This is a genomic window from Flavobacterium sp. (genome assembly GCF_049318325.1).
Taxonomy (GTDB): Bacteria; Bacteroidota; Bacteroidia; order Flavobacteriales; family Flavobacteriaceae; genus Flavobacterium.
The window spans coordinates 1-12,132 of the sequence record NZ_JBMOGQ010000063.1 but is presented as its reverse complement, the minus strand read 5'-3'; the positions used below and the strand labels follow the sequence as shown (position 1 = coordinate 12,132).

The window sequence follows — 12,132 nt, the reverse complement described above, 5'->3', positions numbered from 1 at the left end:
AGGTTATGCAATAGAGTATGATTATTTTCCACCAACGCAATTAAAACATACACTCGAAACCAAACTGGTTGAAGGATTATATTTTGCTGGACAAATTAATGGCACCACTGGTTACGAAGAAGCAGCTTCTCAAGGAATCATGGCAGGAATAAATGCAGCTTTAAAAGTAAAAGATCAAGAGCCAATGATTCTGCGTCGCGATGAAGCTTATATAGGTGTTTTAATTGATGATTTGATTACAAAAGGAACTGAAGAACCCTACAGAATGTTTACTTCTCGTGCAGAATACAGAACACTTTTACGACAAGACAATGCTGATTTTAGATTGACTCCAAAGGCTTATGAAATCGGATTAGCTTCTGAAAAGCGTTTAAAAAGAATGGAGCACAAGTTCAATGAAAGTGAAAAAATGGTAAACTTTTTTAAGGAAACCAGTATAACTCCAGAAGAGGCAAATCCAATTTTGGAGGCCAAAGAAAGTTCGGTAATGGCTCAGTCGGATAAAATGTTTAAAGTCTTTTCACGCCCGCAAATTGAATTGGATGATTTTATGAAGTTTGAAAAGGTGAAAAATTACGTTACCGAAAATGATTTGGATAAAGAAATAATTGAACAGGCAGAAATACAAGTTAAATATTCAGGTTACATCGAAAAGGAAAGAAACAACGCTGAAAAATTAATACGTTTAGAAGACATTAAAATCCCTGAGAATTTCGATTATAATAAAATAAAGTCCATGTCGATTGAAGCAAAGCAAAAGCTAAGCAAAATCCGTCCGGCAACCATTTCACAAGCATCAAGGATCAGCGGAGTTTCTCCGTCTGATATTTCAGTTTTATTAATTTATATGGGAAGATAATTTTTACGTTCCACGTGAAACCAATTTAGCCAAGCCTTATAAATACAGTCTTTATATGAGTTTTCAAAATAATATTTTTCATCTAAAAGTTAGAGACTATTCTGTTTCAAAAGAAATTTTCGAATTACATCACAACCCTGAGTATGATTTGTTAATCACATTTCCAAAACCAAGTACAGAAAAATTACCAAGCTATTACGAAAGCGAAGATTATATTTCGCATACTGATGGAAAGCGTTCGTTGTTTGAAAGAATGTATCATTTCATAAAAAATATTGCACTTAAAAATAAACTGAAATTAATTAATGCAGAATCTGAGAAAGGAAAGCTTTTAGATATTGGAGCTGGCACAGGAGACTTTTTAGTTGTAGCCAAAAATGATGGTTGGGATACAACAGGAATTGAACCGAGCGCAAAAGCAAAAACAATTGCAATTAATAAGGGAGTAAATTTTGCAACTAATCTTTCCGATTTAGAAAGTCATTCTTTTGATGTTATTACGATGTGGCACGTTTTAGAACATGTCCCAAATCTTGATGAGTATATTTTAGAGTTGAAAAGATTATTAAAACCATCGGGAACAATTATTATTGCAGTTCCAAATTTTAAATCCTTTGACGCAAATTATTATGGAAGATTTTGGGCAGCTTTTGATGTGCCTAGACACATTTGGCATTTCTCAAAAACAGCCATTGATAAATTATTTGCAGAAAAGGAAATGAAATTAGTTAAAGTGCTTCCAATGAAATTTGATAGTTTTTATGTAAGCCTATTATCAGAAAAATATAAAACTGGGAAAATGAATTTCATCAAGGCATTTTTTGTCGGATTGAAATCAAATCATAGTGGAAAACAAAACAAAGAGTATTCTTCACACATTTACATCATAAAAACAATTAAAAATCAATTTAAAGCAATTCATTTAACAAAACAAAGCAGAAATATGTAATTAGCTGTTTTAAATGAGAAAAGCTTTTAAATCGCTTTATTTAAAGCCAAACAAAATAAGAAAGCATTATAATAATGTTTTTTATAATAATTAAAACTTATACTCTAAAAAACAACTATAATTCAACATTTAGTTAATTGAATTTTATTTTTATACTTTTGAAAACCAAAATTAAACTTATCAAATCATGATTAAAAAAACAGTTATCCTTTTTGCATTAGCAATTGTATTTATTTCTTGCAATAAACCGACAGAAACAAAAAAATTCAAAACAGCATATATTGATACTTCTAAATTAATGGATGAATCTACAGAAGCAAAAGACATAGGAGCTAAATATAAAGATAAATCTAAAGTTATGGGCAATCAGCTAGAAGCAGAAGTGGCTCGTTTTAAATCTGAAGCAGCAAGTTTTAAGCAAAATGCTCAAACAAATGGGCAAGCCTGGGCACAACAAAAAGGTGCTGAATTGTCACAAAGAGAACAACAATTAAACTATGCTCAACAAGCAATGCTTCGACAATTACAAGAAGAAAGTGGAGCCGAAATAGATTCTTTAGTTGTTAAATATAGAAAAATAATAAAAGAATACGGAAAGGAAAAAGGATACGATTATATTTATGGATCTGGCGATTCTGCACCATCAATTTTATATGCAAAAGACAACTATGATATTACAAAAGAAGTAATCAAAATGGTTAATGATAAATACAATTCGAAGGGAAAAAAAGAGGCAGCACCTAAAGAAGTAAAGAAATAGAACAACTTTTTTTGTAAGATAAAAAGACCTCAATTTTGTAGGTCTTTTTTTGTTGTGTATTGAAATACAATGTTTTATTTTTGCTTCTAAATTATACGCCATGAACTCATTATCAGCCGAAGCAAACTATGTATTGCAATTTATCAATCAAACCAATCGCTCCATTTTCCTTACAGGAAAAGCGGGAACAGGAAAAACTACACTTCTCAAAGAGATAATTAAATCCACACACAAAAATTGTGTAGTCGTGGCTCCAACAGGAATTGCCGCATTAAATGCTGGGGGCGTTACCATTCATTCAATGTTTCAGCTACCGTTCGGCGGATTTATCCCCGATAATTCTACACCTCAATTTTTAGAAAATTCTAAATTCGAAACCAAGGCAACATTACGCAGGCATTTTAAAATGAGCGGGTTAAAGAAATCAGTTATTCAAAATATGGAATTGTTGATTATTGACGAAGTCAGTATGTTGCGTTCCGATTTGATGGATGCAATCGATTTTATGTTGCAATCCGTTCGAAGAAATAATTTTCCTTTTGGCGGAGTTCAAATTCTTTTTATTGGCGATTTATTGCAATTACCACCTATAATTCGTGACGAAGAATGGAGAATATTACGAACTTATTATAAAGGAAAATTCTTTTTTCATTCGCATGTTATTCAGCAATATCCACCATTATATATCGAATTGTCTAAAATTTTCCGCCAAACGGATGAGCAGTTCATTTCGGTCTTAAATAACTTAAGAAACAATCAGATTACGCAAAGCGATATTCAAATTCTCAATCAATTTGTTCAACCAAATTTTGATTTAAAAACCAATAAAGGTTTTATCACTTTAACAACACACAATGTCAAAGCTGATGCTATAAATTCACAATCTTTACTCGATTTAAAAGGAAACACTAAAATTTATAAAGCATTAATTGTTGACGATTTTCCAGATAAAATTTATCCTTTAGAAGAGAACCTTGAATTAAAAGTTGGAGCGCAAGTAATGTTCATAAAAAACGATTTGTCTTTTGAAAAAAATTATTTCAACGGCAAAATGGGAATCATTAAATCACTTTCAGATGAAGAAATCTTGGTGAACTTTCCAGAAGAAAATAAAACTATAGAAGTGGAACGATATGAATGGCAAAACATCCGCTACTATGTTGATGAAAACACCAAGGAAATCAGCGAAGAAATACTCGGAACATTTACACATTATCCAATAAAATTAGCATGGGCAATTACGGTTCATAAAAGCCAAGGATTAACATTTGACAAAGCAGCACTCGATGTTTCTCAAGTTTTTCTTCCCGGACAAGCCTATGTTGCACTTTCCCGACTGCGTTCTCTAAAAGGTTTGGTGTTACTTTCTCCATTACAAATGAATGGCATCTCCAGCGATAATGATGTCATGGAATATGCTGAAAATAAAGCTAGTGCAGAACTTTTAGAAAATTCCTTGAAGAAAGAAACAAAAATGTTTATCCATAATTATCTAAAATCCAGTTTCGATTGGACCGATTTGGCTCAGGAATGGCGAAATCACAAGTTCAGTTACAACGAAGACTCTGAACTATCTGCCAAATCAAAGCATGCCTTTTGGGCCAAAAAACAAACCGAAACCATTGAAAATCTTTTGGATCCTTCCCGAAAATTCATTTCTCAATTGAATTCACTATTCAAAGAAGAGGAAGTCGATTTTAAATTTGTTTTTGAACGAATTCAAGCTGCTTATTTGTATTTTTTACAACCGTTAGATAATATGGTTTATGAAATTCTGTGGAAATTAGAAGAAGTAATTAGGATTAAAAAAGTGAAAGCATTTTATGATGAATTAGTTGTTTTGGAAACGCTACAAACCAAAGCGGTTTTACAATTGATGAAAGCAAAATTACTTATAGAAACTATAGTCAAAGGCGAAACAATCTCTAAAGAAAAATTATCTTCTGAAGCCATTAGATTTTACAAAATCAGAAAACTAGAAACCATTCGCGAAGAATTTAAAAATATAAACGCAACATTGATAGAAGATGAAGTCAATTTAGAACGTTATACCAAAAAGAAAAAAACAGATAAAGCTCCAAAAAAATCAACTGTTCAGGAAACCTATGAATTGTGGTTGGAAAAGAATACGATAAAAGAAATAGCCGCAATACGTAAGCTAACAACTCAAACAATTGGTGGTCATCTCGCCAAACTTATAGAAACAGAAACCATTTCAATTTCGGATGTTTTACCAGAAGAAAGAATCCAAGAGTTAGCCAAAGCTTTTAAAGGCTATAAAGAAGAAATGCTCAACGGATTGAAAGAACAATACGGAGATAAATTCACTTGGGATGAACTTAAAATGTTTAAAGCGAGTTTATAATTATACCGTCAAGGATAAATTCGGATAGCAAAACAAATCACCAGTATTAAAATCCCTTTAGGGATGAAATATTAATAGCTCAACCAATGAACTGCCAATACAGCCGGACCAAAATAAATAGCTATTGTACGTGCTCCATCATAATCCTTGGCTAATCGTTGACCTAAAAGTAATAAAATCAATGTGATACATGAAAAAACAGCGCCGTAAAAGCCAAATGTTCTGCCGCCATTAACCAACAATTCTACACAACCAACCAAAGTTAAAACACCGGTTATTAGCTCGAGAATAAGAATAATTCCTAATGATGAGGGAATATTATTCTTTAGTAATGAAGTGTTTGCAAAATGACCTTTAAGCCAATCAATATTTCCTTGCCAGCTAAAAATTTTATCATAGGCCGATTGTACAAAAGTTACAGCAAGAAAAAGTAAAATGAGTATGGAAGCAGTGTTAGTCATCATAGCTAATTTTTATGGATTAATCGTGTAAGTTTTATAGACAAATCAGTCAAAATAATTTTGGCATTTCCATTGCGTTCAATATGATATATTGCATCGGAAAGTTCATTAAAAATAGCATTAATATTATTCCCATTTACAAATGGTGCAAATTTGTCAAATGTAAAATTCTCAACTTGCGGCTCAACATAAACCAGGTTTTTAGTTTCATAATTATGAAGCAAAGCTTGACGGAACATAACAATGCAATAATTCAAAAACTGCTTTTGTCCTTCGCGACCCAATCCTGCAATTTCTTCACTCCATGAAATTAAGTCTTGAATAGCAGAGGCGTTTTTTTTTGCGCTAAAAGCAGCTCGAACCCATGCCACAAACCACTTTTCAAAAGGAAAATCTACCGTATCGTTTTTCACAATATGAAGTGCTTTATTGTAATTTCCCTGCGCTTGATGCGCTACTTTTGCCGCTGAAGAATCATCTAAAAAATAGTGGGTTTTTAAGGCTTTCGAAATTTCGACTTCAGGCAAAGGACTAAAATGCAACACTTGACATCGTGAACGGATGGTTTGAATTATATCCTCTTCATTTTCAGAAATCAATAGAAACAATGTTTTTTTAGGTGGTTCTTCCAACAATTTTAATAATTTATTGGATGCGTCGATGTTCATTTTTTCAACCATCCAAACAATCATAATTTTATAACCACCTTCGTAAGACTTCAACGCCAAAGACTTCAGAATATCTGAGGCATCCTCTACCCGAATCATACCTTGTTTGTTTTCAACACCAAGGTGCTTATGCCAGTCAAATAAACTACCATAAGGATTTTTCGTAACAAACTCTCGCCAATCCACAATAAAGTCAGCACTTTTTGGTTTAGTTTTTACATCATCATTTGTTACATTAGGATAAACAAAATGCAAATCAGGATGCGATAGCGATTGAAATTTTAAATTGCAACTTTCGTTTCCGCCACTGTTTTCCTGACCTTGGTTATTACATAAAACAAATTGGGCATAAGCAATAGCCATAGCTAAAGCGCCACAACCTTCAGGTCCAACAAACAATTGTGCATGGGGAATTCTGCCCAAAAGCACACTTTTTACAAGATGATTTTTTATATAATCTTGACCAAGAATATCTGAAAACTGCATAAAGCAAATATAGAAGAAAAATTTTGCTATTAGTAAAATCAGATTTTGTTATTCAAAATAAATTCAACTGTAAATAGCTATGAAATTATTTGCTATTTATTTGTAAACAAAGAATTTATATCTTAAAATTTTCTTAAAAAAACATCGATAAAAGCACAAAAAAATCGACAAAACTAAATTTTATTATATTTGTAGCGATTCACACCTTTTGATTTATTAAATGAAGACACTTCAAGATTTTAATTTCAACGCCAAAAAAGCCATAATTAGAGTTGATTTTAATGTTCCTTTAGATGAGAATTTCAACGTAACAGACGCCAACAGAATTGAAGCCGCTAAGCCAACTATAGATACCATTCTTGCCGATGGTGGCAGTGTAATTTTGATATCACACTTAGGAAGACCAAAAGGAAAAGAAGACAAATATTCATTACAACATATTGTTGCAAAAGTAACTGAAGTCTTGGGGGTAAATGTTCAATTTGCTTCAGATTGCAGAGGAGAAATAGCAACAAATGCTGCAAAAAATTTAAAATCGGGAGAAGTTTTATTGCTAGAAAATCTTCGCTTTTATGTTGAAGAGGAGGCAGGAGATGTAATTTTTGCAAAAGAATTAGCTTCATTAGGCGATATTTATGTGAATGATGCATTCGGCACAGCACACAGAGCACATGCTTCAACAACAATAATAGCTGAATTTTTTCCAAATCATAAATGTTTTGGATTGCTTTTAGCCAAAGAAATAGAGAGTTTAAATCGAGTTTTAAATAATTCGGTAAAACCAGTAACTGCAGTTCTTGGAGGTTCAAAAGTTTCTTCAAAAATTACAGTAATTGAGAATATTTTAGACAAAGTGGATCACATGATTATTGGTGGCGGAATGACATTTACTTTTATAAAAGCATTGGGAGGAAAAGTCGGAGACTCAATTTGCGAAGATGACAAACAAGAATTGGCTTTAGAAATTTTAAAATTAGCTAAAGAAAAAAATGTTCATATTCACATTCCAATAGATGTTGTTGCAGCAGATTCATTTTCAAATGATGCCAATACTCAAATAGTTGATGTTCGCGAAATTCCTTATGGATGGAAAGGTTTAGATGCCGGACCAAAATCATTAGCTAATTTCAGAGAAGTAATCATAAATTCAAAAACAATACTTTGGAATGGCCCTTTAGGTGTTTTTGAAATGGAAAATTTTGCCAAAGGAACAATCGAATTAGGAAATTATATTGCCGAATCAACAGCAAATGGAGCATTTTCTCTTGTCGGCGGTGGAGATTCGGTTGCAGCGGTAAAACAATTCGGATTAGAAGAAAAAATGAGTTATGTGTCAACAGGAGGAGGCGCCATGTTGGAGATGTTGGAAGGAAGAGTATTACCGGGAATTGCAGCTATTTTAAGTTAAAATTCTAAACCAGCACAATAAAAAATAATAATGGACGTTATTAATTATTAATAATACAAATATTTGAAATATAACACTTTATAAAATAAAGTTATGATTATAAAAAAATTAATCTCATTAGCCCTACTGATAGCTTCTTCCGCGATTTTCGCTCAAGATACTATCGTTGCTACATCAGTAAAAAAAGAATCACTCACCAGAAAGGAAGTTTTAGACTCTTTAAAATCCACTTTTGTTCGAGATAATATTGCTTCATGCATTGACAGCTTATGGATGAAGGAATTGGTCAGCTTAGATTTGTATAATGAATTAACTTTTGATATAAAAAACATTAATGTTGATGAAAAGGTTGAATACGAATTACCAACAGAATTACTTAAAGAAAGATTAAAGAAACTAGACGAAAAATCCCCGTTCAATATTGAATATAATGTTGGATTGGAGAACGTTATCAAATCATTTTTAAAAAACAGAAAGAGAGCATTTGAAAGATTAATGGGAGTTTCCCAGTTTTATTTTCCGCTATTTGAAGAATCTTTAGCCGCACAAAATATCCCTTTAGAAATAAAGTATTTATCCGTTGTAGAATCGGCGTTGAATCCGAGAGCTGTTTCACGAGTAGGCGCAACAGGGTTGTGGCAATTTATGTATCAAACAGGAAAACAATACGGTTTAAAAGTTAATACATATGAAGATGAAAGAAGCGATCCTTTGAAAGCTAGTAAAGCTGCAACTCAATATATGAAAAACATGTATGCTATTTTTGGAGATTGGGATTTAGTCTTAGCATCTTACAATACAGGTCCGGGAAACGTAGCAAAAGCAATTCGTCGTTCAGGTGGAAAACAAAATTATTGGAATATAAGACCCTATCTTCATAAAGAAACGCAAGGATATTTACCAGCTTTTTTAGCAACGATGTATATCTTTGAATATCACAAAGAACACGGAATCAAACCAGATAGAGCTGTAGCAAATCATTTTGCAACAGACACCGTAATGATTAAAAACGCAATGAGCTTCAAACAAATTTCTGATTTGTTGGATGTTCCGGTAGCGGAATTACAGTTTTTAAACCCATCATACAAAAGAGATGAAATCCCTTATATCACCGGTGAAAATCATTATTTAAGGTTGCCGGTTAACAAAGTTGCGGTATTTACTTCAAATGAAGATAAGATATATGCTTTTCTTCAATATGAATCAAACAAAAGGGAAAGACCTTTTGAAAGTTTGGCATCTAGAAACACAAATGAGTCTGATAACGACGGAACAATTTCAAGAATAAAATATCATAAAGTTAGAAGAGGAGATAGCTTAAGCGAGATTTCAGATAAGTATGGCATCACAATGGCGGAACTTAAAAAGTGGAATCATTTACGAAGCAACAAAGCGCCAATGGGTAGAAGATTAAAAATTATTACAAAAGAAGCGGTTGCATCAAAAGATAAAAAAGTTACAAAACCAGATACAACCTCTGTAAAAGAATCTACGGCTATAGCATCAAACACGGCAAAAATTTTCAAAGAAGAAAAAGTCATTTCGTATAAAGATGTTGTAAAATATCACAAAGTGAAAAGAGGAGATAATCTTGGTGAAATCTCAGATAAATATGGAGTTTCTGTTGCTGAATTAAAAAAATGGAATAAGCTTCGAAACAACAACCTTATGACAGGTGATAATCTGAAAATAATAAAAAACGAAAGAGTAGTAACTACAGTTAGAAAAGAAATAAAAGCTGATAAAAATGCAACTGAAACTGCAGTTACTTCAAATGAGCCAACTGAAAACCCTAGCGATTTTTATGAAGTTCAAAAAGGGGATAATTTATTCAGCATTGCAAAAAAATTCAACGTTAGTTTAGAAGATTTAAAAAAATGGAATAATCTAAACGATTCAAATGTTGAGCAAGGCTCAAAATTGGCATTGGTTAACAATGATGAAGAGCCTGCAAAAGAATCAACCTATAAAACCGAATTAAAAATTACCGAACACATAGTTGATAGAGGAGAAACTTTAGGGAGCATTGCCCGAAAATATGATGTTTCAATATCAGACATCAAAGATTGGAACAAAATTGAAGATAGTAATATTCAACTTGGAGTAAAGTTAATTGTAGGTAAAAAATATGTGGTTTCAACAGACACTAAAAACACACAAACTAAAAAAGAAAATATAGCAGTTAATGACAGAGATGAAGTTAAATTATATTATGTTAAAAAAGGCGATTCTTTATTTAGCATTGCCAAAAAATATCCTGGCGTTTCGATTTCTGATTTGAAAAAATGGAACGGAATTAAAAGCGAACGTTTAAAAGCAGGTATGAAATTAAAAATTAACGGTTAATCCGAAAATCTTCTATAAATTTGGGTTTTATTTCAGTATGAATAAAACCCTTTTTTTATGCCTTTTTGTCTCTTTTTTTGTGAGCTCTTGTTCATTTAAAAAAGATAAATTGCCCGAAGATTCTTCTGCAGCTATAAATACGATTGCTGTAATTATTGATGATCAACTTTGGAATGGTGTAGTTGGCGATAGCATCAGAAACAAGTTTGCCTCCCCAGTTTTAGGCCTACCGCAAGAAGAACCATTATTTAGTATCAATCAATATCCGGTAAAACTTTTTGAAGGATTTTCAACCGATAGCCGAAATATTCTCATAGTCAAAAAAAGCAATGAAAATAAGTTTGAATTCAAAGAAAATGAATTTATTACGCCTCAAAATGCCTTTTATATTTCGGGAAAAACATCTTTTGAAATACTAGAATTACTCGAAAAAAACACGCCTGATATTATCAAAAAAATGCGTGCAATCGAAATTACTCACAAGCAAAAAATAATCAAAGATTCTTTACTTGATATAAAAAAAATCCAAAAAAAATTTAACATTGACATATTGATTCCCTCGAAATACGAATATGTCATGCGAAGAAGAAATTTTATTTGGCTAAAAAGCGAAATCGTCAGCGGTAACACAAGCCTTATAATTTACCAGATTCCTTGGAAAAGTATAAACCCAAAAAATGCTGTAAATGATGTCGTAAAAGTTAGGGATTCCATCGGAAAATTATACATTCATGGCACCGCTTACAGAAAACAAATGGTAACAGAAAAAGCTTACTCACCCTATTTTTCTATTACAACTTTGGCTGGAAACAAAACCTATGAAACCAAAGGAACGTGGCAAATGAAAAACGATTTCATGTCTGGACCGTTTATCAGTTATGCTATTTTTGATAAAGCCCATAAACACATCCTTGTTTTAGAAGGATTTTGTTATGCACCATCAAAAGAAAAGCGCGACTTAATGTTTGAATTAGAATCGATTATTAAATCCATACAAATTAAAAAATAGCAGCATGAACTTAGAATGGAAAATAAGACGATTTGAGGCGTTAACTACTATTGAACTATATGATTTACTGCATTTGCGAAGTGAAGTCTTTGTAGTGGAGCAAAATTGCGTTTATCAGGACATTGATTACAAAGATCAAAAAGCATTGCATTTTTTAGGACAAGTCAATGGTCAAACGGTCGCTTATGCCCGCTTGTTTAAACCAAAAGATTATTTTGAAGAAGCTTCAATAGGACGCGTTATAGTTAAACCAACGTATCGCGATAAAAAACTTGGTCACATACTAATGAGAGAAGCAATTTATTTTATGAAGCACCAACTTGGAGAAACTAAAATAACGATTTCAGCTCAATTATATTTGAAGAAATTCTATGAAAGCCATGGTTTTATTCAAACAAGTGAAATGTATCTCGAAGATGATATTCCACATATAGAAATGAGAAGAAGTTAGATTTTGGTTATAACTAATTCCACTCTTCTGTCATAATCTGCTCCTTTACCCAGCGGAACGGTGTTTCCGTATCCTTTGAAGGTCATACGGTCTTTTGCTATTTTTTTAAACAGTAAATATTTATAAACCGCTTCTGCTCTGTTCACAGAAAGTTGACGTTTTCTAGTGTCTAAATCGATGGCTTCTTTTTGATAGGGTGGAGTGCAACAAACATGTCCTTGAATTTCAAATTGAAGGTTCTTATATTTCATAAGCAAACGAGCAATTTTATCTAATTCGTTTTTAGATTTAAATGGTAATTTGCTGCTTCCTCTTTCAAATAAAATGTTATTTAAATAAATGTGATCTCCAACAATGTGATGTTTTTGAA

The 12,132-nt window shown here is 32.2% G+C and carries 11 protein-coding genes; 8 read left to right on the top strand and 3 right to left on the bottom strand.

The annotated features are described in order from the left end of the window. The 4 genes from ACOYLP_RS07105 to ACOYLP_RS07090 form a co-directional block, all read left to right on the top strand. Positions 1-859, top strand: an 859-nt coding sequence (locus tag ACOYLP_RS07105) for an FAD-dependent oxidoreductase (protein WP_422855487.1), incomplete at its 5' end; no start/stop codon positions are given. 55 nt (positions 860-914) lie between these two features. Continuing rightward, the gene (locus ACOYLP_RS07100; protein ID WP_422855486.1) at positions 915-1,808 is read left to right on the top strand and encodes a class I SAM-dependent methyltransferase; all 894 of its coding nucleotides are present in this window, start codon (positions 915-917) and stop codon (positions 1,806-1,808) included. 190 nt (positions 1,809-1,998) lie between these two features. Beyond that, positions 1,999-2,568, top strand: coding sequence for an OmpH family outer membrane protein (locus tag ACOYLP_RS07095; RefSeq protein ID WP_422855489.1), 570 nt, complete (start codon positions 1,999-2,001; stop codon positions 2,566-2,568). Between the two features lie 100 nt (positions 2,569-2,668). After that, positions 2,669-4,933: a helix-turn-helix domain-containing protein gene (locus ACOYLP_RS07090; RefSeq protein WP_422855485.1), complete on the top strand. Its 2,265-nt coding sequence runs from the start codon at positions 2,669-2,671 to the stop codon at positions 4,931-4,933. Positions 4,934-5,004: 71 nt separating this feature from the next. On the opposite strand, the gene ACOYLP_RS07085 is transcribed toward ACOYLP_RS07090, so the two are convergent. Then, entirely contained in the window at positions 5,005-5,394 is a 390-nt protein-coding gene (locus ACOYLP_RS07085) for a DoxX family protein (RefSeq protein WP_422855488.1), read from the bottom strand. A 5-nt stretch (positions 5,395-5,399) separates the two neighbouring features. Beyond that, the gene (locus tag ACOYLP_RS07080; protein ID WP_422855484.1) at positions 5,400-6,548 is read right to left on the bottom strand and encodes an ATP-binding protein; all 1,149 of its coding nucleotides are present in this window, start codon (positions 6,546-6,548) and stop codon (positions 5,400-5,402) included. A 220-nt stretch (positions 6,549-6,768) separates the two neighbouring features. Between ACOYLP_RS07080 and ACOYLP_RS07075 the strand changes: the two genes are divergently transcribed. The 4 genes from ACOYLP_RS07075 (at position 6,769) to ACOYLP_RS07060 (ending at position 11,762) form a co-directional block, all read left to right on the top strand. Further along, positions 6,769-7,956, top strand: coding sequence for a phosphoglycerate kinase (locus ACOYLP_RS07075; protein ID WP_422855483.1), 1,188 nt, complete (start codon positions 6,769-6,771; stop codon positions 7,954-7,956). Positions 7,957-8,049: 93 nt separating this feature from the next. Further along, positions 8,050-10,302: a LysM peptidoglycan-binding domain-containing protein gene (locus ACOYLP_RS07070; protein ID WP_422855482.1), complete on the top strand. Its 2,253-nt coding sequence runs from the start codon at positions 8,050-8,052 to the stop codon at positions 10,300-10,302. A gap of 109 nt (positions 10,303-10,411) precedes the next feature. Beyond that, complete coding sequence (locus ACOYLP_RS07065; protein ID WP_422855481.1) at positions 10,412-11,311, top strand: DUF4837 family protein; 900 nt, start codon at positions 10,412-10,414, stop codon at positions 11,309-11,311. A 4-nt stretch (positions 11,312-11,315) separates the two neighbouring features. Continuing rightward, positions 11,316-11,762 (top strand): GNAT family N-acetyltransferase, encoded by a 447-nt coding sequence (locus ACOYLP_RS07060; protein WP_422855480.1) that lies wholly within the window; start codon positions 11,316-11,318, stop codon positions 11,760-11,762. On the opposite strand, the gene ACOYLP_RS07055 is transcribed toward ACOYLP_RS07060, so the two are convergent. Beyond that, the coding region (locus tag ACOYLP_RS07055) for an OmpA family protein (protein WP_422855479.1) at positions 11,759-12,132 on the bottom strand (374 nt) is incomplete at its 5' end. The genes ACOYLP_RS07060 and ACOYLP_RS07055 overlap by 4 nt on opposite strands.

Coding starts and splice junctions, on each gene's coding strand:
- ACOYLP_RS07100 (WP_422855486.1), top strand. CDS start 915: ATGAGTTTTCAAAATAATATTTTTCATCTAAAAGTTAGAGACTATTCT.
- ACOYLP_RS07090 (WP_422855485.1), top strand. CDS start 2,669: ATGAACTCATTATCAGCCGAAGCAAACTATGTATTGCAATTTATCAAT.
- ACOYLP_RS07085 (WP_422855488.1), bottom strand. CDS start 5,394: ATGACTAACACTGCTTCCATACTCATTTTACTTTTTCTTGCTGTAACT.
- ACOYLP_RS07080 (WP_422855484.1), bottom strand. CDS start 6,548: ATGCAGTTTTCAGATATTCTTGGTCAAGATTATATAAAAAATCATCTT.
- ACOYLP_RS07075 (WP_422855483.1), top strand. CDS start 6,769: ATGAAGACACTTCAAGATTTTAATTTCAACGCCAAAAAAGCCATAATT.
- ACOYLP_RS07070 (WP_422855482.1), top strand. CDS start 8,050: ATGATTATAAAAAAATTAATCTCATTAGCCCTACTGATAGCTTCTTCC.
- ACOYLP_RS07060 (WP_422855480.1), top strand. CDS start 11,316: ATGAACTTAGAATGGAAAATAAGACGATTTGAGGCGTTAACTACTATT.